Source organism: Natronobacterium haloterrestre (genome assembly GCF_900112205.1).
In the GTDB taxonomy this organism is placed as follows: domain Archaea; phylum Halobacteriota; class Halobacteria; order Halobacteriales; family Natrialbaceae; genus Natronobacterium; species Natronobacterium haloterrestre.
Window position 1 is genome coordinate 277,726 of record NZ_FOKW01000006.1, and the last position, 25,157, is coordinate 302,882.

A 25,157-nucleotide genomic window follows, 5' to 3' on the forward strand; every position below is an offset into this window, starting at 1 on the left:
AGATAGCCGTTCGCCCCCGTTAACGTTACTGACTGGTCGTCGGTGATCCACTGTCCCGTCCCGTCCCGTCCCGTCCCGTCCCGATCCGGGAGTCACTTCCACGGGTTGTCGACCAGTTCCGTGTGGACGCTCGAGCCGACCGCGAGCCGGCAGTCGGTCCGCGGCATGGCGACACACAGCAACACGTATCCCACTTCCCGATGGCGGTCTTTCAGCGCCCGCGGCCGACGACGGTAGGAAAACGCGTCCCCGACGTCGAGCCGGCCGGTTTCGATCGCAGTGGCCGTCGGTTCCGATCCCTCGCTTCCGAGCAGCCGTCCCGTGCAGGTGCCACAAGCGCCGGTGCGACAGCCAAACGGGAGTGCGACGTCGGCCCGTTCGGCCCCCTCGAGGACGGTTTCCTCCTCGCGAACCGCGATCGTTCGCGTCCGGCCGTCGGGCCACTCGAGGGTTACGTCGTGGCTCGTCATGTGATCGATCGGACCGTCGTTCCGCGGGCGATCACTGCCAGACGTCGCTCGTGCAGTCGCCGTCGGGCCACCGGATCTCGTGGGCGCGGGCCGGCCCCGCGGGGCACTCGCCCCAGTCGACGAGGAAGTCCTCGTCGAGTGTCATCGTCCCGTTTCGGGGATCGACGTCGGCCTTCAGCATCACCGACCCCTGCTCGCCCTCCTCGGGATAGAACTGGTCGTCCCACGAGGAGAACAGCGAGGTGGTCCAGTAGAGGCGCTCGCCGTCCAGCGAGAGCTGTATCATCTGTGGGCCGGCGTTCAGTTCCCGGCCCTGGACCTCCTGCACCTCGCCGAAGGTGCCGCCGACCGACAGCGAGTCGGCCCGCCGCGGATTCGACGGGTCCGAGATGTCGTACATCCAGACCTCGCCGTGGAGCCAGTTCGACCCGAACAGGTACCGATCGTCCATCGAGATGAGGATGTCCGTCGGCAGGGCTGGCACGGGCATGTCCCAGTCGTCGTGCTCCCGGCTCTCGAAGTCGATGACCTTCTCCGCGCGGTACTCGCCGGATTCCTCGTCCCGCCAGAAGTGGAAGACGTTCGACGAGAGCGCGGCCCCGACGAACCCGTGGGTCGATTCCGGCGTGTGGAGGAAGCGCACCTCGAGCGGGATCAATCCCTCCTCGCCGAGGTCGATCGTCTGCTCGACGGTGCCGTCCTCCCAGTCCCAGAAGTGGAGCCGCTGGCCGTAGTTTCCCGCCTCGACGTCGTCGAGGTCGAAGCCCGGGTAGTACGTCTTCGGCGCCGCCCACTCGCTGGAGACCATCACGTTCTGACGTGGCTGGTACCAGTAGTCGTAGTTCATCTCGATCTCGCCCGGTGGCTCCCACCGGCCTTCGATCTCGAAGTCGTCGTTCAACTCGAGGAACCCGCCCGGAAGGTCCCCGTCGGCGTCGCCCAGCATGCTGATCAGGATCTCCCCCTCCGGGATACAGTGGACCGTGTGTGGGGCCGAGAGATCGTACTCGTAGACTTCCTCGGGTTCGATCACCGTCTCCAGTTCGGGGTTCCGGCGATCGGCGGCGTCGATGACGTGGATCCGCGAGGACCGCTGGCCGGGAACGATCAGGTGCCGTCGCTCGAGTCCCTCGACGTGACACGACGACGAACACGCGTTCCACCCGAAGTGGTGGAGTTCGTCCCCGCGGTTCGGGAGTTCGACGCGGTCGACGATCTCGCAGTACGTCTCCGAGTCGGGATCGAGGTCGACGACCGCAACGAAGTCCGGCGCGTCGACGTCGGTGCCGACGTAGAGACTCATCACGTAGGCCAGTTTTTCGCGTCCGCCTTCCTCGATCGCGGCCTGGGGCGTCGCGTAGCCGGGCCCCTCGAGTCGATGGTGATCGTGGTCGTGGTCCGATTCGACCTCGCCACCTGTGCTAGCATCACTCATGATTTTCTCGACCACGACCGCATAAATAAATCTATTCGGGGGCGTGACGGGAGCGAACCGGACGCTACGCCCACGGACTGTCGCCGACTTCGGCCCGGATCGCCGGCCCGACCGCGACCCGGCAGTCGGCCCGCGGCAGGGCGATACACAGCAGGACGTAGCCGTCCGCGCGCTCGCCGTCGGTGAGGGCCGCGGGCTGGCGACGGTAGTCGAAGGCCTCGGCGGCGTCGACCGGGCCGATCGCGCCGGTCGCGCCGTCCCCGTCGACGCCCACCACTCGACCGACGCAGGTCGTACAGGTCCCCTTCCGACAGTCGGCCGGCAACCGAATTCCCTCCCGCTGGGCGGCCTCGAGTACCGTGTCCCGCGAGTCGACCGCGACCGTGTCGGTCCCGCCGTCCGGCCACTCGAGGGTGACCTCGTACTCCGTCATCGTCGCCCCGTCGGTCCCGCCGGGCGTTCGCGTGGTTCGATCATGGTCGGGGGACGGTACGGCCCGCGACGAGAAAAACCTGCGCTGGGAAGGAGAAGGGGTCGCGAGAAGCGACGAGTCACAATCCCCCGAAAGAATCAGCGTAACCGAAACGTCAGTCCACGGACGGTGCCGCCGGCTCCTCCGCCGGGGCCTCCTGCTCCGGCCCTTCCTTGTAGAACATCCGCCAGCCGGTCGCGCCCATCAGGACCAACACCAGCGGCGAGATGATCCCGAAGAAGTAGTACGGGGCGTACTCGATCACCGGGACGCCGAGCGCCGAGGCCATGAAGACCCCGCCCGATCCCCAGGGAACGAACGCCGACGTCGTCGTCCCCGCGGCTTCGACCGCTCGCGAGAGGTTCCGGCTCTCGAGGTTGTAGTCGTCGTAGAGGTTCTGCAGCGTCATGCCGGGGACGACGATCGCCATGTACTGTTCCGCCGCGAGGAAGTTCATCGCAATGGTTCCCGCGGCCGTTCCGGCGGTCAGCCCCGCGACGCTGCTGACGGCCTGCCCGATGTAGAACGCGATCGCCGCCAGTATACCGGTCTCCTGGAGGATTCCCCCGAGAGCCAGCGCGGCGACGACGATCGAGACCACCCACATCGAGCCACTGAGGCCGCCGCTGGCGAGCAGTTCGTTCGTGAGTTCGACGCCGGTCTCCGGGCTGGTCCCGTAGTGGACGGTCTCCCAGGCGGCGGCGAAGCCGACGCCCTGGACCGTTGTGGCGACCCCGACGCCGGCGAAGATGCCGGCACCCAGCGACGGCAGGGCCGGGAACCCGTAGAACGCGAGCGCGAAGGTGAGGACGAGCGGGAGGAACGTCAGCGGCGAGATCGCGTAGCTACCCGCGAGTCCACCCTGGATCTCGGCGATCCGATCGGCCGGAACCGAACCGCTGGCGTCCAGACCAAGGAAGATGAACAGGACGAGCGAGATCCCGAACGCGATCAGGGTGCCGGGACGCATCGCCCGGATGTGGTCCATCAGTTCGGTGTTCGTCACCGCGGCGGCGAGGTTCGTCGTATCGGAGAGCGGCGAGTTCTTGTCGCCGGTGTAGGCTCCCGAGAGGACGGCACCGGCCGTCATCGCCTCGGGGATTCCCAGGCCGGAGCCGATCCCGATCATCGCGACGCCGAGCGTCCCTGCCGTCGTCCACGAGGAGCCGATCGCGAAGGCGACGATCGCCGAGAGGACGACCGTAAACGGGAGGAAGATCTCCGGCGAGAGGAACTCAAGCCCGTAGTACATCAGCGTCGGAATCGTCCCGGAGTCGATCCAGGACGCGATGAGCATGTAGATAACGAACAGGATGAGAATGGCCTGTAGGCCGGTCACTACGCTTCGACTGATCCCGTCGTACAGGTCGGACCAGGTGTATCCGAAGTAGTATCTGCCGAACAGGCCGGCGAAGGCGATACCCCACAACAGCGGAATCTGCGGGTCCATCTCGAGCCAGATCATCCCGGCAGACAGGAACAGCAACATCCCGACGATCGGGACGAGAGCTTCTCCCAAGGATGGCTGTTTGTCCTCGGGAATTTCGTCGTACGTTTTCGGTCGGAAGTCCAGGCCCATGTTACCGATTAGCTTATGCTTTCTACACCGGGTATATATAACATCGCCATTCGGAATGGGGTTTATGATACGGTAGCAATTCTCATTCCTCGACCGCGCGATCGGACCCAGCACTTTACCCGTCCCGGCACCCTACGGTCCGATAGATGGGACAGGGACCGGATTCCGAGTACGGGCTCGTCGACCTCGAGGAGGTCGACACTCCCGGCGACGAGTGGGAAGAGATCGACGTCTCCGACACCGAAGCGGACCGGATCGCCCGCAAGCGCGACCGGGAGTTCGAACAGTTCGAGGAGCGGATCAAGGATGCCGACCAGTTCAAGGTCGAGCAGTCGGTGTTCGACGACGCGACGTTCGCGGCGCTCTACAAGCTAGTACAGGACGGCTACGTCGAGGCCTTCGGCGGGCCGCTCTCGACGGGCAAGGAGGCCAACGTCTACCACGCGCTGGGCGACGACCGCGAGGTCGCAGTCAAGATCTACCGGATCAACGCCTCTAACTTCCGGCAGATGCGCGACTATCTCGAGGGTGACCCCCGTTTCGAGGGCCTGGGCGGCAAGAAGAAAGACGTCGTCCTCGCCTGGACGAAGAAGGAACTGGCGAACCTCCGGCGGGCGAAAGCGGCCGGCGTTCGCGTGCCGGAGCCGATCGCCGCCGAACGGAACGTCCTCGTGATGGAATACATCGGCGACGAGGACGGCCGTGCCAAGCGTCTGGGCGAGGTCCACATCGAGAACCCCGAAACCGCGTACGAGGTCATGCGCGAGTACATGCGCCGGCTCTACTCGGCCGGTATCGTCCACGGCGACCTGAGCGAGTACAACGTCGTCTTCGACGAGGGCCAGCTCGTGCTCATCGACCTCGGCCAGGCCGTCACCGTCCACCACCCCAACAGCCGCGAGTTCTTAGAGCGGGACTGCGAGAACGTCGCGAGCTTCTTCTCCCGGCAGGGGCTCGAGACCGATCCCGACGAGTTGCTCGAGTTCGTGACGAGTCCGGAACCGGACCCGTAGCTAGCCCGACTCGGGACCGAAACGCCCCACACGATCCGATTTCAGAGCCGTTCGTACCCACAGGAGGTCACGGTCTTCGTCACGTTGGTCGCCAGCCCGATGGTTACGGAAAGTCAAGGAGAAAGCCTCGCCGTTCACGGCGGGGATGAATCCGACAACACGGCCACAACCGCCGGAATTAAGCCTCTCGGCAGCGTTTTTGTGGGTAAGCACAACGGGCAAAAACTGGCGGTTGGATTGGGGTCCGCCCGGACGACGAAGGCCACCACACCGTTCCCGAGAGGGCGTCTCCGAGGCCGTGGCAACACGGCAGGCAAAAAGCGACCCTCGCCCGCTTGTGCCTGCCCACCGTGGCACGAAGGGCAGGCAGGCCGATGGCACGGCCCGTGCCCGGACGCAGGGAAACCTGCGACTGGGGGCATCCCCACCGTCTCTCCGAGACGAACGGGATGCACGGTGCAAGCGGATACCGCGTCCGAATGGACGCCGAACACGCCACACCCCTCGCGGGGCCGACGTATCGCGCACGAACCCGGTATCCCTCGCCGGACCCCGTTCGGCAGGCGAGAAGTTGCCAGCGGGGACACGGGACTGGCCCGCTGTCCCGCGCTGGAATCCTCGCGCTTCAGCGCGGGGAGGATGTCAATGTCTCGCCGACGCTGCCGGTAACGACAGCGCGACCGAGCACCGTTTCGACGATCACGCGGAGTCGTGCTCGGTGCGGCCGTCGACTCGTGAGGTAGTGGAGCCGTCGACTCCGGGGCGTCCGGTAACCGTGCGGGCGACTACGGGAGCATCCCGAGCGAGGGGCGGATACGAACCCAAATGTGGCTCCCGAAGCAGCACCGATCCGGCGACCAGTTCTGCCGCCTGAGTGTCTCTCGAGCCCGACCGTCCGGATCGCTCATCCCAATCGTTATCGATGCGAACTCCCTCGTTTTCATATGCGGAAAGGTAACACACGACGGCTATTTCTCCGATCGATCGCGGCGGCGAGTGCAGTCGGTGCTGCGGGGGTCGGGGTCGGGAGCGGACAGTCGGACGACGGAGACGACGCGGATTCCGAGGGGACGGACTCACTCGTCGCAACCGTGACCGTCGCGCCGGACGGTGACCTGACGTTCGAGCCGGAATCCGTCGAACTCCCCCTCGGCGGGCGTGTCGAGTGGGAGTTCGAGGACGACGGGCACAACGTCTCGACGTACGAAGTCGCCTCGGACGCCGTCTCGGTTCCGGCGGACGCAGAGCCGTTCGCCTCCTACGCCAATGGCGACGCCGAGGACGCGGACGATCCGGACCTCGAGCCCGAGGACCTGGATCACGATGCCGTCCTCGATGAAGGGGAGACCTTCGTGCACACGTTCACGGTCCCGGGCGAGTACGCGTACGTCTGTACGCAACACGAACCGGAGATGGCCGGGACCGTCACCGTCCATCCCTGCGTCGACGAGACGGTGACGGTCGCACCGGACGGCGACCTGACGTTCGATCCCGAGACCCTCGAGGTGGGACTCGGGGACACCGTCGAGTGGGAGTTCGAGGACGACGGGCACAACGTCTCGACGTACGAGGTCGCCTCGGACGCCGTCTCGATCCCGGACGGGGCGGAGCCCTTTGCCTCCTACGACGAGTACGGTGCGGACCCGGACGACCTGGATCACGACGCCGTCCTCGAGGCGGGGGAGACGTTTACACACACGTTCACGGTGTCGGGCGAGTACGAGTACGTCTGTACGCGCCACGTTCCGGAGATGGTTGGGACGGTCGAGGTCAGCGACGAACCGGACGCGGAGGTGATCGCGGGTCCGGACGGGGCCTGGCGGTTCGAACCCGAGACGGTTCGGATTACGGCGGGCGACGTGGTGCGCTGGGAGTTCGCCAGTCCCGGCCACAACGCGACCTCTCACCCCGAGGCGGCGGACGAGACGTCGAACCCCGAGGGTGCCGACTGGTTCGCGACCTACGAGGGGGACGATCACTTCTCCGTGGTCGAGGAGGGGACGACCTTCGATCACCGGTTCGTCGTGCCGGGGACCTACGAGTACGTCTGTGTTCCACACCTTCCGACGATGGCCGGCGAGGTCGTCGTCGAACCCTGTCCGATCGACGACGCGGAGTCGGACTCGGAGTGACGCCCCGAGGACGACTCGAGTGGGTCGCCGCGTCGACGGAAGCGGGGGCGGCCACGCGACGAGTTCCGCGTCACCCGTTCCATCTCCGCTGACAGTTTTATTATCGACCGTTCGCTCCGTTGGTCGTTTCGTGACGTACAGCAATACCTTAATGAATTTTTATTATGGTCCGATCCGTGCATTGCCGTGCCATGCAGGGGGAGACCACATACGCGAACGACGAGCGAGAGGGCGGGAAAACGAAGCGTCGGCAGTTCCTCGACCGGCGGAAGTTCATGGCGGCGACCGGCATGCTCGCCGGGCTGAGCATCACCGGACAGGGAGTCGGCGCACAGGAGATGGAAGAGGACGATTCGGAACCCGAGCGCGGCAGTACGGAGTTCCTCGAGTCGAGGTATCCGGGGCTGCGGATCTATTCGCCGGACCCGGAGAACGCGGAGGCGGCGGTCCGTGACACGTACACGAGCTACATCACGCCGCGGGAGGAACACTACATCCGCAATCACTACCTCTCGCCGGAGATCGACGAGGACGAGTGGGAGATCGAACTCCGACTCGAGGAGGGGTCGACGTCGCTGACGATGGACGAGATCAGACGCGACTTCTCGACGGAGTCGGTCGCCCACACGATGCAGTGTTCGGGCAACGGCCGCTCGTTCTTCGAACCCGAAGTCGCGGGCAACCCGTGGACGTTCGGCGCGGTCGGGAACACGATCTGGACCGGGACGCCGATGTCCGAAATCCTCGAGGCCTACGGGGCGGACACGAGCGACGGCAAGTGGCTGATGGTCGCTGGCGGGGACGTCCCGGACGAGGAGTCCGACGTGTTCGCGCGGTCGATTCCGATGCAGAAGGTCGTCGAGGACTGCCTGCTGGCCTACGAGATGAACGGCCAGCCGCTGAGCGCCGAACACGGGTTCCCGGTGCGGATGCTCGTGCCGGGCTGGATGGGCAACAACAACGTCAAGTGGGTCGCCGAGATGGAGGTCATGGACGGCATGATGATCGGCGAGGAGTGGGAGCGATACACCCGCTGGCAACACAGTTCCTACCGCATCCTCGCCGAGGGGCAAGAGCCCGAGGAGAACGAACGGATCGACATCTTCGACACCCTCGAGGCGATGGACGCCGAGGCTGCGGGCGAGATCGACTGGCAACCCTACATCTACGACCAGGCGGTCAAGTCGATCATCGGCTATCCCGGACAGGAGGCGACGGTGACGCCCCGGTCGTCCGACGGCAACGTCGAAGTGATCGGGGTCGCGTGGGCCGGCGACGATCAGGTCGAGGCGGTCGAGGTGTCGACTGACGGCGGCGACAACTGGGAGGAAGCCGAGTTCTTCGGCCCCGACCTCGGCCCGTTCGGCTGGCGACAGTTCCGCTACCTCTGGGATGCCGAACCGGGCGAGTACTTCGTCGTCTCGCGGGCGACGGACGAGCGCGGGCGCACCCAGCCGCGAGAAATCTCGGACCCCGATGACGGACTCCGGACGATCCAGGACGACCAGTTCCCGTGGGAAGCGGGCGGCTACCTGTGTAACGCCTACGAACCGCACGGAGTCGACGTGACGATCCAGTAAGCGGCGACCGCGCGGTCGGGCCGTCCCCCGGAAGCGGGTCAGCCACGTTCCGCGCCGATGGCCGCCTCACGCAGTCCCTTCGCCCGGCGACCCGCGAGCGTCCAGCACGTGGATCTCGCACTCGATCCGTGTCCCCGCGAGCTCGTGGTTGAAATCGACCGTCGCCGTCTCCCCGTCGACCGAGACGACCCACCCGGTGTCGCCGGTTTCGCTGCCGACGAGGGTCCCGGGTTCGATCGTCTCGTCACCGTCCCCGTCCCCCTCACCGTTCGCTCCCTCGTCCCGCTCGAGGTGATCCAGCGGCACCTCGAGGATCTCGTCCTCCCGTCGGGGGCCGAACGCCTCCTCGGGTTCGAGTTCGACCGTGGTCCGGTCGCCGACCGACAGGTCCTGGACCACGCGGTCGATCCCCTCGAGTACCTTGCCTTCCCCGACTCTGAACTCGAGCGGCTTGTAGTCGCGGTGGTCGTGGTAGATGCCCTCCTCGAGGGCGACGTCGACGTTCGTGGTGTCGAAGACCTCCCCCTCGTCGTCTCCCTCGGCGATCCGTCCCGTGAAGTGTACGACGGCGATCCGTCCGGGTTCGACCATGGTTGGTGTCGGACACGTCCGTCTTCGCTCGAGCGGTAGATCAATCATTTTTCCAGGCGGGCGGACTGACAGGGATTCGAACCGGTGCTCGAGCTGAAACCTTCGACTGGAGATAGTCGTCAGCATTCGACCCCGGGAAACTGCTGCCAGCGCCGATATAGCCTGCGGCGTCAAGTGGTATGGGTTGTCGGGACGAACGATGGGTATGCACAACGAGGGCGATCGAGTCGGCCCGTCTTCCACGCGTCGGCGCGGGACGGTCGACTACATGCGAATAGCGGGTTCCCGGAGCAACGTGCATGGTCTCGTCGAAGTAGACGTCACCCGGGCCAGAGAAGCTATCCGGGCCGTAGCGGAGCAAACCGACGAGGGGATCTCGTTCACCGGATTCGTCGTGTTCTGTCTGGGACGCGCCATCGAAGATCATCCCGAGATCAACGCCTATCGGGACTGGCGAGGGCGGGTTCACGTTTTCGACGACGTAGACGTGAACGTCCTCGTCGAGACGACGATCCACGGCGAGCAGTTAGGCGTCCCCCACGTCGTGAGAGCGACGAACCGACGATCGTTGCGATCGATTCACGACGACATCCGAACCGCCCAGGAATCCTCGGATCCGACGGAACTCCCGCGGTGGGGTCGGCTCGCGCTCCGACTCCCCGGAATCGTTCGACGACAGGTCTGGCGTCTCCCGCAGTGGTTCCCGAACCGCTGGAAGGGGATGGCGGGCACCGTCGCCGTGACGTCCATCGGCATGTTCGGCGGGGGAAGCGGCTGGGCGGTCACGCCGACGAACTACACCGTCCAGTTGACCGTCGGCGGGATCGACACGAAGCCCCGGTACATCGACGGAGAGGTTTCGCCGCGGGAGATCCTGAATCTCACAGTGACGTTCGATCACGACGTCGTCGACGGTGCGGTTGCGACGAGGTTCACGCAACGGCTGCGGGAACTCATCGAAGACGCACACGGAATACCCGAACCGGACGACCTCTGATCGCCGTCTAACGGGACGACCCCTTCGCCCTCGTGAAGCGTACGACGGCGATCCGTCCGGTCAACTGCCCACCGAACCGCCCGTCCGACGACGCGCCGCCCGGCGAAAGTTTCAACGGACCGAGGAACGAACGGGAACCCGTGACGTCCGCTCTCGAGCACTGGTGGCGCCCGCACCCCTCGAGAGCGGACAGTGTCGTCGCGGCGGACGACGCGGCCTAACCCGTCGGCCGTCGGGCGGGCGCTCCCTCCGTGTTCTCCCGGCTCCGGATCGCCCCCAGACTATCGACCGACGCTTCAGACGAATGTCCGACGATACCGACCACGACGACTCCGAACCCGATCGTACCGCCCGCGAACAGCCGACCGACCCGACCCCGGCCCCTGCCGACGAGCAGGCGTTCACCGTCACGCCCTACGCCGTCGAGGGGTCGATCGACTACGAAAAACTCCTCGAGCGCTTCGGGGCCGAACCGCTGACCACGGATCAGGTCGATCGGTTCCCCGACCGCCCCGCGATCCGCCGCGGGTTCTTCTACGCCGGCCGGGACGTCGACCGCTACCTCGAGGCCGCCGAATCCGGCGACCCACACGCGATCGTCACCGGCCGTGGTCCGTCGGGATCGATGCATCTCGGGCACGTCCTGCCGCTGTACCTCGCGAAACACCTCCAGCGGGAGACGGGCGCGACGGTCTACGTTCCGCTCTCGGACGACGAGAAGTTCCTCGCGAAGGAGGGGTCGTTAGAGTCGATCGGCGAGCACACGCGCGACAACCTCCGTGACATCCTCGCCGTCGGCTTCGATCCCGAGCGGACGCGGATCGTCGTCGACACCGTCGACGCCGACTTGATCTACCCGCTCGCAGTCCGTCTCGCCGACTACCTCACGCCGGCCACCGTCGATGCGGTCTACGGCCAGCAGGGGACGGTCGGACTGCAGTTCTACCCCGCAGTGCAGGCGGCCCATCTGCTCCTGCCGCAACTCGTCGCGGGCCGCCAGCCGACGCTCGTCCCCGTCGCCATCGACCAGGACCCCCACGTCCGGGTCTGTCGCGACGTCGCAGCCAGGGAGTCGCTGCCCGTCGAGAAGCCCGGGGCGCTGCTCGGCCGCTTCCTCCCGAGCCTCGAGGGGCCGGGCAAGATGAGTACCTCCGGGAACGCGCCGTCGATCGGCCTCGCCGACGACCCCGAGACCGTCGCCGCGACGATCCGGGACCACGCCTACACCGGCGGCCGGGCGACCCTCGAGGAACACCGCGAGAAGGGCGGCGACCCGTCGGTCGACGTCCCCTTCCAGTACCTCCGGTACTGCTTCGAACCGGACGACGACGACCTCGAGCGGATCGCCGAGCGGTATCGTGCGGGCGACCTGCTCAGCGGCGAACTCAAGGAGATCGCGATCGACCGGATCACCGACTTCCTCGCGGCCCACCAGCGCCGCCGAGAGGAGTTGGGTGAACTGGCGACCGAACTCGAGCCGTACCGGCTGACCGACGCCGAACGGCGACGGGCGCTCGAGCGCGCCGGCGTCCCGTCGGTACTCGAGGGGTAGCTGGTTCGACGGCGGCGCCCCGAACGTCTTAGTGGCTCGCCGGCACCTCTTTGCGTATGAACATCGGTATCGTGTCCGATACACACGACAACGTCGCGGCGACCGAACGAGCGACCGAGATCTTCGCCGAGGAGGGCGTCGAAATCGTCGTCCACTGCGGGGACTTCGTCGCACCGCTGATCCCGCCGTACTTCGAGGAGTTCGAACTCCACGGCGTCCTCGGGAACAACGACGGCGACGCGCGCAATCTGGGGGCCGCGTTCGACTCGCTAGGCGGCGAGAGCGAACTCCACGGCCGGTTCGCCGACCTCGAGTTCGACGGGCTCTCGATCGCGGCACTGCACGGCGAATCGATGGCCGAGGTCGAGGCCGTCGCCGCCGCGGAGGAGTACGACGTCGTCTGCTACGGCCACCACCACGTGGCCGAACTGCGGGAGGACGGCCGCACGACGGTCGCCAACCCCGGCGCACACTTCCCGACGACGGCGGACGACGATCGAACCGTCGCGATCCTCGACACCCTCTCGGAGTCGATCCGGTTCCGGTCGGTGCTCGAGTAGTCACCCGGTTTCGAACGCCCGGGGGCGGGACCAAGCGCTTAACCTCGCCGAGCCACTACGGAGGATATATGCAGCACGTGAAGATTCCGCAGGACCGAATCGGCGTTCTCATCGGCGAAGGCGGCGAGACGATGCGGGAAATCGAGTCCGAGGCCGAAGTTCGTCTCGACATCGACTCGGAGAACGGCTCCGTCGCCGTCGAAACCGTCGGCGACCCGGTTCTCGGCCTCAAAGGCCCCGAGATCGTCCGTGCGATCGGTCGCGGCTTCGCCCCCGAGGAGGCGCTACGCCTGCTCGAGGACGAGATGATGATGTTCGACGTCGTCGACATCGACGCGGCCGCTCGCAACAAAAACGACCTCCAGCGACACAAAGGCCGGCTCATCGGCGAAGGTGGCCGCACCCGCGAACTGATGGAGGAACTCACCGGCGCGTCGGTCGTCATCTACGGCTCGACGCTCGGCATCATCGGCGCGCCCGAGGAGGTCGACGCCGTCCGAACGGCCGCCGAGATGCTCCTCGACGGCGCTCCTCACGGCGCGGTCTACTCGTTCCTCGAGGAGCGACACAACGAGATGAAACACCAGGGGATGGAGTACCACCGGTTCCCCGGCGGTCAGTCCTGACGACGCGGCCGACGCCGACTCGAGCCGCGACGGCGCCGATCCGGTCCCGTCCGTTCCTTTGCCGTTTCGTTCTTTCCTGACCGAGCGACCGTTGCTCCCCCTCGAGTGACCCGACCGCGATTCGACGGTGATTCGAGGCTTCGGGTCGGAAATAAACGACCTGGCATGTTTCTCGGTCACACACTTTCCCGCCCCCGTCCGGCGGTTTGGCGTTCGCATCTCCAAAAGGCTTATATAGAATAGCAATCAATCCTTCGGACGACTATGGCACAACAGCAGATGGGCAACCAGCCCCTTATCGTTCTCTCGGAGGACAGCCAGCGGACTTCCGGCAAGGACGCGCAATCGATGAACATTCAGGCCGGGAAAGCCGTGGCCGAATCCGTACGGACCACGCTCGGTCCGAAGGGGATGGACAAGATGCTCGTCGACTCGACGGGCAACGTCGTCGTCACGAACGACGGCGTCACGCTCCTCTCGGAGATGGACATCGACCACCCGGCGGCCGACATGATCGTCGAAGTCGCCGAGACCCAGGAAGACGAGGTCGGCGACGGAACCACGAGCGCCGTCGTCATCGCGGGCGAACTCCTCAGCCAGGCCGAGGAGCTCTTAGAGCAGGACATCCACGCGACTACCCTCGCCCAGGGGTACCGCCAGGCCGCCGAGGAGGCCACCGAGGCCCTCGAAGAGATCGCGGTCGACGTCGACGAGGACGACGAGGAGATCCTCGAGCAGATCGCCGCCACGGCGATGACGGGCAAGGGCGCCGAGAGCGCTCGCGACCTCCTCTCGAACCTCGTCGTCGAGGCCGTCAGCACCGTCGCCGACGACGGTGAGGTCGACACCGACAACATCAGCGTCGAGAAGGTCGTCGGCGGCTCCATCGACGAGTCCGAACTCGTCGAGGGCGTCATCGTCGACAAGGAGCGCGTCTCCGAGAACATGCCGTACTTCGTCGAGGACGCCAACGTGGCGATCATCGACGGCGACCTCGAGGTCAAGGAGACCGAGATCGACGCCGAGGTCAACGTCACCGACCCCGACCAGCTCGAGCAGTTCCTCGAACAGGAGGAACAGCAGCTCCAGGAGATGGTCGAGGACATCGCCGACGCCGGCGCGGACGTCGTCTTCGTCGACGGCGGCATCGACGACATGGCTCAGCACTACCTCGCCCAGGAGGGCATCATCGCGGTCCGTCGCGTCAAGTCCAGCGACCAGAGCCAGCTGGCCCGCTCGACCGGCGCGACGCCCGTCTCCACCGCCGCTGACCTCACCGAGGAGGACCTCGGCTTCGCGGGCAGCGTCGCCCAGAAGGAGATCGCCGGCGACCAGCGCATCTTCGTCGAGGACGTCGAGGACGCCAAGGCCGTCACCCTGATCCTGCGCGGCGGCACCGAGCACGTCATCGACGAGGTCGACCGCGCCATCGAGGACTCGCTGGGCGTCGTCCGCACGACCCTCGAGGACGGCAAGGTCCTCGCGGGCGGCGGCGCCCCCGAGGTCGACCTCTCGCTTTCCCTGCGTGACTACGCCGACTCCGTCGGCGGCCGCGAACAGCTGGCCGTCGAAGCCTTCGCGGACGCGCTCGAGGTCATCCCGCGTACGCTGGCCGAGAACGCCGGGCTGGACCCCATCGACTCGCTGGTCGAGCTTCGCGCCGACCACGACGGCGGCAACGAGTCCGCCGGCCTGGACGCCTACACCGGCGACACGATCGACATGGCCGAGGAAGGCGTCTACGAGCCCCTGCGCGTGAAGACCCAGGCCATCGAGTCCGCCACCGAAGCCGCCGTCATGCTGCTGCGCATCGACGACGTCATCGCCGCCGGCGACCTCGCCGTCGAGGACGACGATGACGACGAGGAGATGCCCGGCGGCCCCGGCGGCGGCATGGGCGGCATGGGCGGTATGGGCGGCGGCATGGGCGGCATGATGTAAGCCGTCCGGCTACGCCGTACCACTACCCTACTGCTTTCGTCTCTCCGAATCCCCTTTCCCGTTCGACTACCGACGCACCGTTCGCGTCGACTCCGACGATCGATTGCGACGGCCCCTTTCCGTGGACGGCGTCGGCCCCAGCGCCGGCACGCCTTCTCGGTTCGACGGTCGACTCCCGAATCCCGATTCCTCCCGGCCGCGATATCGGCACCGTCACAGGTCCGCCTCGACGACGGTCAGTACGACTTAAGTACCCGCCCGCAATACTCGCCGATATGAACACGCTCCTTCTGGACAGCGACGACGTCGACGAGAATGCCCGAATGGCCGCCGTAATCGACGCGGTGGAGGAGGCCTTCGGCGCGTTCGAGCGCGGCGACTCCCAGATGCCGGCCAAGTCCTACATCGATCTGCCCCAGTACAACGGGGACTTCCGCTCGATGCCCGCGTACCTCGATACGGGCGAGTGGGACGCCGCAGGCCTGAAGTGGGTCAACGTCCACCCGGACAACCCCGAAAAGCACGATCTGCCGACCGTTCTCGGGACGATGATCTACTCCGATCCCGAAACGGCCGTCCCCCTCGCGATCATCGACGGCACGGCGCTGACGATGAAACGCACCGGCGCCGCCGCTGCCGTCGCCACGGACTACCTCGCCGTCGAGGACGCCACCTCCATGGGCGTCGTCGGGGCCGGCGTCCAGTCTTACACCCAACTCGAGGCGATCAGCGAGATTCGCCCGATCGAGGAAGTCGTCGTCGCCGACAAGGACGAGGAGCGTACCCGGGCCTTCATCGACACCTTCGACGACCGCTTCGACGTCCGCGCCGGGTCGATTTCAGAGGCCGGCCACTGCGACGTCCTCTCGACGGTGACGCCGGTCGAGGACCCCATCGTCGGCCCCGACGACGTCGCGGAACACACCCACATCAACGCGATGGGTGCCGACGCCGAGGGCAAACACGAACTCGCCGACGACCTGCTGCTCGCCGCCCGCATCGTCATCGACGACCACGAGCAGTGTACCCACTCCGGCGAGATCAACGTCCCGTACCACGAGGGCGTCCTCGGCGACGAGGACATCTACGCCGAGATCGGCGAACTCGTCGTCGGCGCGAAGGAGGCCCGCGGCGACGACACCGGCGTCACCGTCTTCGACTCCACCGGTCTCGCCATCCAGGACGTCGCCGCCGCCCACGTCGTCTACGAGCAGGCGCTCGAGAACGACAACGGGACGTCGTTCGGCCTGATCGATACCGACGACGTCTGAACCTGAACGGTCACCTCTGCACCCGTCTCGGAACCGACCCCGTCATCTCGAGTTCGCCACAGAAGTAACAGACCGGTTCCCCCTCGGGCTCCGGTAACCCGTTCGCCTCGAACAGCGTGTTCTCGTGGATCGTCACCTCCGCCGGCCGCAACGGCCACCGATCGTGGGCGATCTCGCCCGTCAGGACGCCCCGCCGTTCCGGTGCGTAGAACCGCCGGCGCTCGGTGAGCCAGTACTCGAGAGTCCCGTGGTCGGCCCTGAACGTCTCCCCGGTCGGTCCGTAGGTCGCGTCGAACCGGGCCTCGCCCGCGCCCGACGCGGTCCGATACCGCGAGCGCCGACTCGAGAACGCTACCTCGTTCCCGTCGCCCCCGACCCGCATCCGGGCGTACCTGACCGGTAACCGCGTCGTCCGTCGGACCAGCGACGCTATCACCGAATCGCCCACGTCGATGCTGAAGAAGAACAGGCCGGAGTCGCCGCCGTACCGGACGTAGGTCCGAACGTTGAGTTCCGGGAAGGCGGTCCGCACGATCGACGGCGATCCGCGGAACCCGACGTCGGCGAGCACGAACGGCAACACGCTCACCCAGGCCCGTCCGTCCCTGGTCTCGAGGGTCACCTGATCCGGCACGTGTGGGCGCAGGTCGCCGGGATCGACGGGCCAGTGGGCGAACAGCCCGTCCCGCCAGGTCATCGCTGCGACGTGGGGCGCTCGCGGCGTCGACCGACTTCCGCTCGCGCTCCCCTGTTCGTCCGGAACGTCTGGCTCGCTGTCGTTCATCTGGGGGACACGTCCCCCGGGCTACCACGGGAACGCGCATAAAATACCGTGTGGCGTATCAGCTCCGATGGTCATTGTCCTACCGTCGCAACTGAAACGATTCCTACACCGATCGCACAGCAGTCGTACGATCGAGTGTGCAGTGACTTTCAGTGGCTACTCGAGCCGTCGCCATCGGACCCGGTCTACCTCGCACAAATAATTTCTTCTTTTTTCTCTTTAATGTATTTCAATCCATTAGATTAAATAGGACGACGGAACCACGTTTGAACGATACTGGGGATTTCCAATGGCTGACCCCGATTCGACTCCAACGTGCCCAGAGTGCAACGGTGTACTACGGACCCGCGACACCGAGATCGTCTGCGAGCAGTGCGGTCTCGTCGTCGACGAAGACGCGATCGATCACGGTCCCGAGTGGCGATCGTTCGACGACGAGGAGATCGACCGACGACGAACCGGCGCGCCGCTGACCCGGTCCCGACACGACCGCGGTCTCTCGACCGAGATCGGCTACGGTTCGAACGCAAACTCGAGTTACAACGCCCGCCTCACCGGCCGAAAGCGCAGACAGATCGCCCGCTTGCGGCGGGAGCACAACCGGGCGCGCATCTCCTCGAAAGCCGAGCGCAACCAGGTGTATGGGTTCGCAGAGATTCGGCGGGTCAACGCCCTCCTCTCCCTTCCGGACTGCATCCGCGAACAGGCGTGTGCGCTGTTCGAATCCGCCCAGTCGGCCGACCTCTTCCAGGGCCGGTCTCTCGAGGGGTTCGCTGCAGCGACGATCTACGCGACGTGTCGAACGCGATCGATCGCCAGAACGGTCGACGAGATCGTCGACGTCGCCCGCGCGGACGGGAGCGAACTCCGGGCGGCCTACGACGCGTTGAACCGCGAACTGGGGCTACCGACGGGGCCAATCGACCCCACCGAGTACCTCCCGCGATACGCGACGAAACTCGATCTCGACACCGACGTCGAGAAACGCGCCCGCGAGTACGCGACGGCCATGCTCGAGGCGGGGCGGGTGGGCGGGCGCAACCCGAGCGGCGTCGCCGCGGCCTGTCTCTACAAAGCGGCCGGCGACCGCGAGGAGTGGCCCTCCGTGACCCAGGCCGACGCCGCCGACGCCGGCGACGTCGCACCCGTGACGATCCGGTCGACGGTAGAAGTGTTGCGGGAGCTCGGCCTCGGGGAACTCCCGGCAGACTGAGAAAGAGGTGGGTTACGTCGTTCGCAGGTTGTCCGTACTCGGCTCGTAGACCTCGCCTTTCTGTTTGAGCTTGTCGATCTCGTGTTCGGCCTTGGACTGGTCCATGCCGATCTCCTCGGCCCGCTCTAAGACGATGTCGACCGGCGCGCCCTCGTCGTATTCCTCCTCGATGTCGCCGATGAGCTGTTTGATGTTCTTGATCCGGTCGCGCTGGGACTTCGAGGTGCCGGCCTCGACGATGTCCGCGTCGAACTCGCCGGTCTCGGGGTCGACGCCGATGTCCTGGAGACACGAGTGGACGATGTCGATCACCCGCTCGGCGTCGGACCGCTCGACGGTATCCGAGAGCCGCACGCGGGCGCTTGCCTCCGAGAGCCGGACCAGGGCCTCGAGTTTCCGTGCCGTCACGGGCACCGCCGCGTCCTCGTCGGTCCCCTTCGAGCGCAGGTCGACGTAGAAATCCCGGATCGCCTCGCGGGCCGCCTCGGTCATCCGCGGGTGGCAGTTCTGTTTCGCGTAGGCGATGTACTTCCGGAGGAGTTCGGACTCGATCTCGGGGTCGACCTGGTCGGTCATCTCCTCGATCTCGCCCTGATCGACGTCCAGGTTGGTCATCTGCTCGCGCTGGGTGGTCAACTCGCCCGCGTAGTTGGTGGTGAGGATGTGTTCCGCCAGGTTGCGGTCTTTCTCCTCGTCGGGCTGGTCCGTGACCGTGAAGATCAGGTCGAACCGCGAGACGAGCGCCGGTTCGAGGTCGATCTGTTCGCTGATGGGTTCGTACTGGTCGAAGCGGCCGTACTTGGGGTTTGCCGCGCCGAGAAGGGAGCACCGGGACTTGAGGGTAGCGTTGATCCCTGCTTTTGAGACCGAGATCTTCTGCTGCTCGAGGGCTTCGTGCATCGCGCTGCGGTCCTCCGAGTTGTGGACGACCATGCCGTTGGCGATGAAGTTGTGTGTTCCCTCGACTGTCAGGTCGTACACTCGAGGCCGATCCCGCCGTTCGATCTCCTCGAGAAGGTTGGAGATCCGACGTCGTTTCTCGTCGAGCAGTTCCTCGCAGACGGATCGAACGGTATCGAAGTTTTCGCCGTCGACGGTTCCGGAGAACCAGCGCGAGACGGTCGATCCTGCGACGTCCATCTCCGAAGCAACCTGCTTGAACGAGATCCCGTACGCCTCGAGCCGTTCCCGGAGTTCGTCCCACGTTTCGGGCGGTTCGTCGTCGTCGAGCAGGGAACGTGCCCGTTCTCGAACCGAATCGACGGTTCCCGTACCGATTTCATCGGCGAGACGCTGTTCGAGAACCCGAACTCTGGTGTCGGTGTAATCTCGCGAGTCGATTCGGCGGACGGTTTCCACCCGACGCCACTTCACGTCGCTCTCGATTAGCTCTCGAAGTGGGCCGAGATCGACCGATGCCGGCGTCTCGAGGAGTTCCCGAAGTCGGTTGCGAATCCGTTCTCGAAGGTCGGCATCGCCTCCCCAGCGAGCCGAGAGTTGCTGCTGGGAAATCTCCATCTCCGCGGCCAGTTCCCGTTGCGAGATGTGGTATCGCTCGCGCAGTTCGGAGAGCCGGCCCCAGGACGTCTCCGTCGCAAGCTCGTCGTGATGTTCTCCTGCCTTCCGTTTCCGATCTTCGAACGTTTCGAGGATCGTTCTGGAAAGCCGAAGTGACGCGTTTGCGTCCCCGTTTTCGAAGTTGCAGTACGTTGCATCGTTCTCGAGACCGCACTCGGATTGGTGTAGGCGGAGCGCACCACGGGTCTGTTCGAACAATTCACCACAGTCAGGCAGTACATCTATGATGGATCTCGTTCCCGTCGTCCGTTCACAGGCGCGTTCTAACGAACGCTGCTTCCGGTCGAGAGTAAATCCGATGTGGCGCTCGAACGCGGCGAGTGATTCGTCGGACGTGATCGCGAGCACGAACAGGTCGCGGTTTCCGTCCCTCGTTCGGGTCTGTATCTGACTCGAGATACCGAACTCGAGTAGCAGCATTTTCGTTCCGAGCAGCAGTTCGTAACTCGAGGAGGAGATTTTGACCGCGCGCTCGCCGACAGTCCCTTCCGAATCCGCAAGGGCACGAACGAATGCCGCCTTCGTTTCTCGGGATGCGTCGGTCACTTCCTCCGGAAGCCGTTTTCCGTCGTAGTTCTCGAGGTTTGCCCCCGACTCGAGGAGTTCGTCCACGTACTCTTTCCCGTGTACACGGACCGTCCCAACGCCGTCGTCTCGTTGTTCGCTTGGATGGCGAACCGGTCGTGTCTCGAACGCGTCGACACACGCCTCTTCGAAGTCGGTCAACAGTTCTTCTTCCTTGTTCGTAAAGCGGAAGCCGTAGCACCCCTCGTCGCGTTCGTAGAAGATATTTCCGTCGCCGGCGATGTATCCCAGAATCGCGCCGTGTGAAGGGGTCAACTGTCGTGGTCCCGTTTCTGTACCGTTCGAAGGTAGTACGCTGACGCCACCATCCGTCACTTCCGACGGGATATTCTTGGGAACGAATACCCAGTCCCCTCGGTTCAGTTCCTGTGCTTGGCGTTCGTCTCGATTTCCGTTCTCCAAGACGAAGAACGGGTGGTCGGCCGTCGTCGTTACCCGTTCTCCGCTCTCTAGCGTGACTTCGAGGAGTTCGTCGGGTGCATCGTACTCGTGAATCGCCTGGACGTCGCGCCTGACGATGGCCCCGTCTTCGGCCATCGTCCAGACGTCCATATCGACGTCCCGAATCGTTCGTCCGTTCTCGAGCTCCTCGACTGCACCGTCTCGTATTGCGTCGTAGGCGAGGTCACGAATCGGTCTGATTTCGTTACCGGTATGAACCAATGTATCTCCCGTGACACATCGCATCTTGTCGAGTTCGTCGACCGCCGCGATACCCTGGTCCGCGAGAACCAAAGCCCCTGCCTCGAGGGTCCACTGCTGGCCGTCGCCGAAGTCGTCCCGTACGGCCGCAGCCGTAAGACCGGCCGAGGACGACCCCTTACCGGAGGTGTAGACGGACCGAGGTGCAATATTTTGTATATATCCTAGCATCTGACTCTTTCCGGTACCCGGATCCCCGATCAGAAGCATGTGCAGGTCGCCACGAATCCGGGAGCCGTCGGGCAACTGCTTCGTGACCCCCGAGAACAACTGGAGGATCATGGCGAGCTTTTCCTGCTCGTAGCCGTAGATCGAGGGGGCGATCGAGCCGATCATCCGCTCGTAGACGTCCTCCTGGTTGGAGATCTCGTAGATCCGCTTTTTGTCCTCGTCGGTGATGTTCATGTCCTCGAACTGTTCCTCCTCGATCTCGACCGACATCCCCTCCATGTAGAAATCGAAGACGGGGGACTTGTCCTGGCCGTCGCCCTGCTGCTCGAGGCGGAGGACGCCAGTCGCGGAGACGTGGTCGCCGGGGGTGACCTCGCCGGTGATGTCGTCCTCGACGTGGACGTCGAGCGACTGCGGGGTCTCGCCGCCGCGCAGGCCCTCGGGGCTCTCCTGGATCCGGAGCTTCTGTGAGTCGACGAACTCCGACTGGTCGAAGTTGACCTGGAACGGCCCCTGGCGTTCACACCCCTGGCACTCGTGGGGTTCCTGGAAATCGCCGCTTGACTGTGGAACGCGCGTCAGCGTCCCACAGAGCTGACACTCGAAGGCGGCCTCCTCGATCTTGGGACGGACGTCGGTCGCTTTCCGGACGATGCCCCGGACCTCGACCAGCGAGTTCATGTCCCGCGAGCGGATCTCCCGGATCTCGGGGGACTCGGTGTCTGGGAGGTTCCGGATCCGGACGTGGGCTCGCCCGAGGCTGACGTCGATCGGGAGGTCGTACAGCCGCAGCGCCTCCTCGGCGTAGCGCTGGAGCTGTTCGGGCTGGGCGATGAAGTCGTCGGCGAGATCCGGATCGAACCGGTAGAGGTCCTGCCAGTCGACGTGCAGCGAGCGCTGCTCGTTGGGGTACTGCTGCGCAAGCTGTTTGATCTCGTTGTCGTAGTAGTTGCGGAAGAACTGCTCGAAGGAGTCGACGAGTTCGGAATTTCCCGCTTGCGCCATTGCACTGTGTTACGGTCGCCACGGCGTATAAATGTGGGCAAAGCGGGGCGAAACTGATCGCCGGTGGCGGTGACCGTGGTCGCGTCGCTCGAGCGTGTGTCGCCGTTCCCGGTCGGTCGTCGTTTCCGGTTGTTTCGCCGCTGTGTGCGGTCGAACGTGGAGGTGACGCCTGAGACGGCCGCAGAAAGGCGAACGAAGCGTTCGGGCCACGTCGAACGTTCGTTCCGGCGAAGACACACGCCGTGTCTTTCCCTGTCTGTCTTTCACGTGGCCACGTCGGTTCGTTGGACAGTCCGGATTATGTATGTACGGCCAATCTCTTTTGGTACTGCCTTCGCGGGCTCGTTCCTTTCGGGCTCGTCCCCTTCGGCCTCGTCCCGGCTCACGAGGTGGCGATCCCGTCGACGAGCCACCGTTTCGGACCGCGTTTCGGTTTCTGCCCATCGCGCGGGCGACACGCGCCGGCAGATTTCGTTCGCGGGCGGAACGTTCGGCTTACAGCTACTACACCGCTCGCGATCCCTCGAGTCGTCGCCCGCTGGGGTACAGGGGGACTCTCGTCTCGACCGACTGTCGTTACTGCTGTAACAACACCGCTGTTGCTCCGTTCTTCCTCTCACTGCCGTTAGGTAGCGACCGTGGCGACGTCGAACCGATGTCCGACGACGATTCCGAGTCGCGAGTCGTGGCCGCCTGTGTCGACTGTGGATCAGTGTACGCCGCCCTCTCCAGGTCCGACGGAATCCGACCGATCGGTACTCGAGACGGCTGTGCGTCCTGTGGTGGTACCGAGTTCACGACGCTCGAGGAACTGTCGGAGGGGACCGGTCCAGTAGACGCGGACGACGATTGATCCCCGGTCGGGAGGGGCGTTCGACGGTGGCCTGGCTGGTGATCGATCGGTTCGGTTCGTCGGTGCCCATTCCATACTAATTCCTTATACTCGTTGTACGATGTACCGGATCCTATCGGATTTCGGTGGTCGTATGGACACCTAGTACGGCGTGCTTATTACGAACGAGCGAATCAATCCGGTGCAGTCGGAGCATCGCCCGCCGATCAGATCCCATACCTTGCCAACCAACCGCTGCATTGGTGTCGCCGCGGGTCGCCGACACACCGACTCGCGGCCCCACTTCTGCCCTCGAATGTCACTCCACAGGCCAGGAGCGACGGCTCGAGCGCTGTGACTTCCAGGGTTCAAAACTCGACCGATACGGCCACCGTGCGTCACGAGTCTGTTCGGCACAGAAGTAGTGGTGTCGCCCGGCTTTGAACCACGTCCGAGAACCTGCGCGGAGCAGAACCTCGGCTAGCTCGAATCCGGAATCCGGGTTTCCAATGGCTGCCGCTCACGAATTCGTTCGCGACAGCAGTATGGGATCGCCCGGATTTGAACCACGCCCGAGAACCTGCGCGGAGCGCAGAACCTCGACCTAATTCAAATCCGGGCTTTTTCCAGTGGCTGCCGCTCGCGAGTTTGCTCGCGGCAGCAACATGGGATCGCCCGGATTTGAACCGGGGTCACGGGCACCCAAGGCCCGAAGTATACCAGGCTAACCCACGATCCCGTACTCTCACTTTCGGGTCGACGTCATAAAGGGTTTCGTTCCGGTCCGAACGGTTTTGTTCGTTGCAGGGCTAGAGTCGGCCATGGTTACAGGACTCGAGATCCTCCTGTTGGTCCTCGTACTCGCCGCGGTCCTCGGTGCCTCCACGATCGTCCAGACCGTCCGGCCCTTCATCGTCAACGCGGTGGTCGGCCTCATCGTGTTGTTTCTCGCGCAGGCGGTCTTCGGCCTCTCGGTGGCCGTCACGCCGATCGCCCTGGTGATCGTCGCGCTCGGCGGGTTCCCGGGCGCGTTGCTCGTCATCCTGCTGTCGGTGTTCGGGTTCGCGTTCGTGCCCTGACCGGGGGACAGCCATCGGCGATTTCCTTTTCCGCGAGCTACCAGAGGAACGGCACCAGCCGATACGGCGTTTCGTCGGTGTACTCCGTGTAGTCGTCGCCGAGTCGATCCCGAAGCGCCCGTTCCTCCACGCGGATCCGATACCCGTAGGCGAGCACTCCTGCGACGAGGAGGACGGCGAGGCTCGCCCCGTTCCCGACGGCGAGGCCGGCACCGAGCAGCGACGTCAGCCCGCCCGTGTACGAGGGATGGCGAACCCACCGGTAGGGCCCGGTGCTGACGACGCGATCGGTCCGGTCGACGGTCACCTCGAGCGAGAAATACGCTCCGAGTGTCCGAACGGCGTACTGGCGTACGGCGACGCCGAGCAGGACCAGTCCGATCCCGAGCCAGAACGTGACGGCAGGCGCGGGCAGTGCGGGGGCCCGGCCCGGGAGGAAGTACGGAATCGCGACAGCGATCATCACGCCGCCGCTTACGGCCCCACCGATCGCGTGTCGTGAGCCGCGATCCTGATCCTGATCCTGATCCCGGTCCTGGTCCTGGCCGCCCGTTTTCTCGGTTCGGTTCCGGTACCGAAGCCCGATGCTCAGGTCCGACGCGATCCAGACGCCGATCGCCGCCAGGAAGGCCAGGGCACCCTGGTCGGCGAAAACCGCGGTGGCGGTCACGCCCGGCGGTTCGGCACACAGTTACATGAATGTTATTGCAGTGACAGCTCTACAGAGATACAGCGAGAGTGCCTCGGGGTCGTACGGAAGACTTGTCTTCCGTGATGACGAGACGCGAAGCGTCTCGAACCACTTGACCCCGAGGGTGAATCGCGGAAGCTATATGACGCATCCCACCGTATTAACGAGTACAGTTGCGACGTGGATTAAAGACCGTAATCCGATGCTTTGTTGAATAGCTTCTGAATGGTAGTTAGAGAGGCTCACAGAGCTTTTCTATGTTGATGATGGCGAACATGAGGACAATTTCACGGAACTG

General features: G+C 65.0%; 20 protein-coding genes and 1 tRNA gene. 12 read left to right on the top strand and 9 right to left on the bottom strand.

Annotated elements, in window-relative coordinates; genetic code table 11:
- Positions 1 to 92: 92 nt before the first annotated feature.
- The 4 genes from BM113_RS13480 to arcD form a co-directional block, all read right to left on the bottom strand.
- Complete coding sequence (locus BM113_RS13480) at positions 93 to 470, bottom strand: 2Fe-2S iron-sulfur cluster-binding protein (protein WP_089788586.1); 378 nt, start codon at positions 468 to 470, stop codon at positions 93 to 95.
- A gap of 31 nt (positions 471 to 501) precedes the next feature.
- Complete coding sequence (locus BM113_RS13485) at positions 502 to 1,905, bottom strand: selenium-binding protein SBP56-related protein (RefSeq protein WP_089788620.1); 1,404 nt, start codon at positions 1,903 to 1,905, stop codon at positions 502 to 504.
- Between the two features lie 64 nt (positions 1,906 to 1,969).
- A complete protein-coding gene (locus BM113_RS13490; RefSeq protein ID WP_089788587.1) occupies positions 1,970 to 2,338 on the bottom strand; it encodes a 2Fe-2S iron-sulfur cluster-binding protein in 369 nt (122 codons plus the stop codon).
- A 154-nt stretch (positions 2,339 to 2,492) separates the two neighbouring features.
- Positions 2,493 to 3,956 (bottom strand): arginine/ornithine antiporter ArcD, encoded by a 1,464-nt coding sequence (arcD, locus tag BM113_RS13495; protein WP_089788588.1) that lies wholly within the window; start codon positions 3,954 to 3,956, stop codon positions 2,493 to 2,495.
- Positions 3,957 to 4,102: 146 nt separating this feature from the next.
- On the opposite strand from arcD, the gene rio1 reads away from it, so the two are divergent.
- The 3 genes from rio1 (at position 4,103) to BM113_RS13510 (ending at position 8,681) form a co-directional block, all read left to right on the top strand.
- Positions 4,103 to 4,969: a serine/threonine-protein kinase Rio1 gene (gene rio1, locus BM113_RS13500; RefSeq protein WP_089788589.1), complete on the top strand. Its 867-nt coding sequence runs from the start codon at positions 4,103 to 4,105 to the stop codon at positions 4,967 to 4,969.
- A gap of 944 nt (positions 4,970 to 5,913) precedes the next feature.
- A complete protein-coding gene (locus BM113_RS13505) occupies positions 5,914 to 7,101 on the top strand; it encodes a cupredoxin domain-containing protein (protein ID WP_089788590.1) in 1,188 nt (395 codons plus the stop codon).
- Between the two features lie 191 nt (positions 7,102 to 7,292).
- Positions 7,293 to 8,681, top strand: a complete 1,389-nt coding sequence (locus BM113_RS13510; protein ID WP_089788591.1) for a sulfite oxidase — start codon at positions 7,293 to 7,295, stop codon at positions 8,679 to 8,681.
- Positions 8,682 to 8,747: 66 nt separating this feature from the next.
- Here BM113_RS13510 and BM113_RS13515 read toward each other — a convergent pair whose 3' ends face one another.
- Positions 8,748 to 9,272 (bottom strand): FKBP-type peptidyl-prolyl cis-trans isomerase, encoded by a 525-nt coding sequence (locus tag BM113_RS13515; protein WP_089788592.1) that lies wholly within the window; start codon positions 9,270 to 9,272, stop codon positions 8,748 to 8,750.
- A 205-nt stretch (positions 9,273 to 9,477) separates the two neighbouring features.
- On the opposite strand from BM113_RS13515, the gene BM113_RS13520 reads away from it, so the two are divergent.
- From BM113_RS13520 to BM113_RS13550, 6 genes are all read left to right on the top strand, one after another.
- Positions 9,478 to 10,269: a 2-oxo acid dehydrogenase subunit E2 gene (locus BM113_RS13520; protein ID WP_089788593.1), complete on the top strand. Its 792-nt coding sequence runs from the start codon at positions 9,478 to 9,480 to the stop codon at positions 10,267 to 10,269.
- 304 nt (positions 10,270 to 10,573) lie between these two features.
- Positions 10,574 to 11,821, top strand: a complete 1,248-nt coding sequence (locus BM113_RS13530) for a tryptophan--tRNA ligase (RefSeq protein ID WP_089788595.1) — start codon at positions 10,574 to 10,576, stop codon at positions 11,819 to 11,821.
- 56 nt (positions 11,822 to 11,877) lie between these two features.
- Positions 11,878 to 12,381 carry a YfcE family phosphodiesterase gene (locus BM113_RS13535; protein WP_089788596.1) on the top strand — a complete coding sequence of 168 codons (504 nt, stop codon included), beginning with the start codon at positions 11,878 to 11,880 and terminating at the stop codon, positions 12,379 to 12,381.
- A 68-nt stretch (positions 12,382 to 12,449) separates the two neighbouring features.
- Complete coding sequence (locus BM113_RS13540) at positions 12,450 to 13,007, top strand: KH domain-containing protein (RefSeq protein WP_089788597.1); 558 nt, start codon at positions 12,450 to 12,452, stop codon at positions 13,005 to 13,007.
- 279 nt (positions 13,008 to 13,286) lie between these two features.
- Positions 13,287 to 14,948 carry a thermosome subunit alpha gene (gene thsA, locus BM113_RS13545; protein WP_089788598.1) on the top strand — a complete coding sequence of 554 codons (1,662 nt, stop codon included), beginning with the start codon at positions 13,287 to 13,289 and terminating at the stop codon, positions 14,946 to 14,948.
- A 275-nt stretch (positions 14,949 to 15,223) separates the two neighbouring features.
- Entirely contained in the window at positions 15,224 to 16,219 is a 996-nt protein-coding gene (locus BM113_RS13550) for an ornithine cyclodeaminase family protein (RefSeq protein ID WP_089788599.1), read from the top strand.
- Between the two features lie 10 nt (positions 16,220 to 16,229).
- Here the strand turns inward: BM113_RS13550 and BM113_RS13555 are convergent, their stop codons facing one another.
- Complete coding sequence (locus BM113_RS13555; RefSeq protein ID WP_089788600.1) at positions 16,230 to 17,003, bottom strand: YqjF family protein; 774 nt, start codon at positions 17,001 to 17,003, stop codon at positions 16,230 to 16,232.
- Positions 17,004 to 17,292: 289 nt separating this feature from the next.
- Here BM113_RS13555 and BM113_RS13560 point away from each other — a divergent pair, with 289 nt between their 5' ends.
- On the top strand, positions 17,293 to 18,216 hold the full coding sequence (locus tag BM113_RS13560) for a transcription initiation factor IIB (protein WP_089788601.1): 924 nt from the start codon (positions 17,293 to 17,295) through the stop codon (positions 18,214 to 18,216).
- A gap of 12 nt (positions 18,217 to 18,228) precedes the next feature.
- On the opposite strand, the gene BM113_RS13565 is transcribed toward BM113_RS13560, so the two are convergent.
- Entirely contained in the window at positions 18,229 to 22,257 is a 4,029-nt protein-coding gene (locus BM113_RS13565; RefSeq protein WP_089788602.1) for an LAGLIDADG family homing endonuclease, read from the bottom strand.
- Positions 22,258 to 22,912: 655 nt separating this feature from the next.
- On the opposite strand from BM113_RS13565, the gene BM113_RS13570 reads away from it, so the two are divergent.
- Complete coding sequence (locus BM113_RS13570; protein WP_089788603.1) at positions 22,913 to 23,110, top strand: hypothetical protein; 198 nt, start codon at positions 22,913 to 22,915, stop codon at positions 23,108 to 23,110.
- A gap of 645 nt (positions 23,111 to 23,755) precedes the next feature.
- Here the strand turns inward: BM113_RS13570 and BM113_RS13575 are convergent.
- Positions 23,756 to 23,828, bottom strand: a tRNA-Pro gene (locus BM113_RS13575).
- 82 nt (positions 23,829 to 23,910) lie between these two features.
- On the opposite strand from BM113_RS13575, the gene BM113_RS13580 reads away from it, so the two are divergent.
- Positions 23,911 to 24,168 (top strand): pro-sigmaK processing inhibitor BofA family protein, encoded by a 258-nt coding sequence (locus tag BM113_RS13580; protein ID WP_089788604.1) that lies wholly within the window; start codon positions 23,911 to 23,913, stop codon positions 24,166 to 24,168.
- A 37-nt stretch (positions 24,169 to 24,205) separates the two neighbouring features.
- Here BM113_RS13580 and BM113_RS13585 read toward each other — a convergent pair whose 3' ends face one another.
- Positions 24,206 to 24,838, bottom strand: a complete 633-nt coding sequence (locus BM113_RS13585) for a methyltransferase family protein (protein ID WP_089788605.1) — start codon at positions 24,836 to 24,838, stop codon at positions 24,206 to 24,208.
- Positions 24,839 to 25,157: the final 319 nt, after the last annotated feature.

What these genes read in the sequence shown, in the direction of transcription:
- BM113_RS13480 (WP_089788586.1), bottom strand. Translation starts at nt 470, where the DNA reads ATGACGAGCCACGACGTAACCCTCGAGTGGCCCGACGGCCGGACGCGA.
- BM113_RS13485 (WP_089788620.1), bottom strand. Translation starts at nt 1,905, where the DNA reads ATGAGTGATGCTAGCACAGGTGGCGAGGTCGAATCGGACCACGACCAC.
- BM113_RS13490 (WP_089788587.1), bottom strand. Translation starts at nt 2,338, where the DNA reads ATGACGGAGTACGAGGTCACCCTCGAGTGGCCGGACGGCGGGACCGAC.
- arcD (WP_089788588.1), bottom strand. Translation starts at nt 3,956, where the DNA reads ATGGGCCTGGACTTCCGACCGAAAACGTACGACGAAATTCCCGAGGAC.
- rio1 (WP_089788589.1), top strand. Translation starts at nt 4,103, where the DNA reads ATGGGACAGGGACCGGATTCCGAGTACGGGCTCGTCGACCTCGAGGAG.
- BM113_RS13505 (WP_089788590.1), top strand. Translation starts at nt 5,914, where the DNA reads ATGCGGAAAGGTAACACACGACGGCTATTTCTCCGATCGATCGCGGCG.
- BM113_RS13510 (WP_089788591.1), top strand. Translation starts at nt 7,293, where the DNA reads ATGCAGGGGGAGACCACATACGCGAACGACGAGCGAGAGGGCGGGAAA.
- BM113_RS13515 (WP_089788592.1), bottom strand. Translation starts at nt 9,272, where the DNA reads ATGGTCGAACCCGGACGGATCGCCGTCGTACACTTCACGGGACGGATC.
- BM113_RS13520 (WP_089788593.1), top strand. Translation starts at nt 9,478, where the DNA reads ATGCACAACGAGGGCGATCGAGTCGGCCCGTCTTCCACGCGTCGGCGC.
- BM113_RS13530 (WP_089788595.1), top strand. Translation starts at nt 10,574, where the DNA reads ATGTCCGACGATACCGACCACGACGACTCCGAACCCGATCGTACCGCC.
- BM113_RS13535 (WP_089788596.1), top strand. Translation starts at nt 11,878, where the DNA reads ATGAACATCGGTATCGTGTCCGATACACACGACAACGTCGCGGCGACC.
- BM113_RS13540 (WP_089788597.1), top strand. Translation starts at nt 12,450, where the DNA reads ATGCAGCACGTGAAGATTCCGCAGGACCGAATCGGCGTTCTCATCGGC.
- thsA (WP_089788598.1), top strand. Translation starts at nt 13,287, where the DNA reads ATGGGCAACCAGCCCCTTATCGTTCTCTCGGAGGACAGCCAGCGGACT.
- BM113_RS13550 (WP_089788599.1), top strand. Translation starts at nt 15,224, where the DNA reads ATGAACACGCTCCTTCTGGACAGCGACGACGTCGACGAGAATGCCCGA.
- BM113_RS13555 (WP_089788600.1), bottom strand. Translation starts at nt 17,003, where the DNA reads ATGAACGACAGCGAGCCAGACGTTCCGGACGAACAGGGGAGCGCGAGC.
- BM113_RS13560 (WP_089788601.1), top strand. Translation starts at nt 17,293, where the DNA reads ATGGCTGACCCCGATTCGACTCCAACGTGCCCAGAGTGCAACGGTGTA.
- BM113_RS13565 (WP_089788602.1), bottom strand. Translation starts at nt 22,257, where the DNA reads ATGGCGCAAGCGGGAAATTCCGAACTCGTCGACTCCTTCGAGCAGTTC.
- BM113_RS13570 (WP_089788603.1), top strand. Translation starts at nt 22,913, where the DNA reads ATGTCCGACGACGATTCCGAGTCGCGAGTCGTGGCCGCCTGTGTCGAC.
- BM113_RS13580 (WP_089788604.1), top strand. Translation starts at nt 23,911, where the DNA reads ATGGTTACAGGACTCGAGATCCTCCTGTTGGTCCTCGTACTCGCCGCG.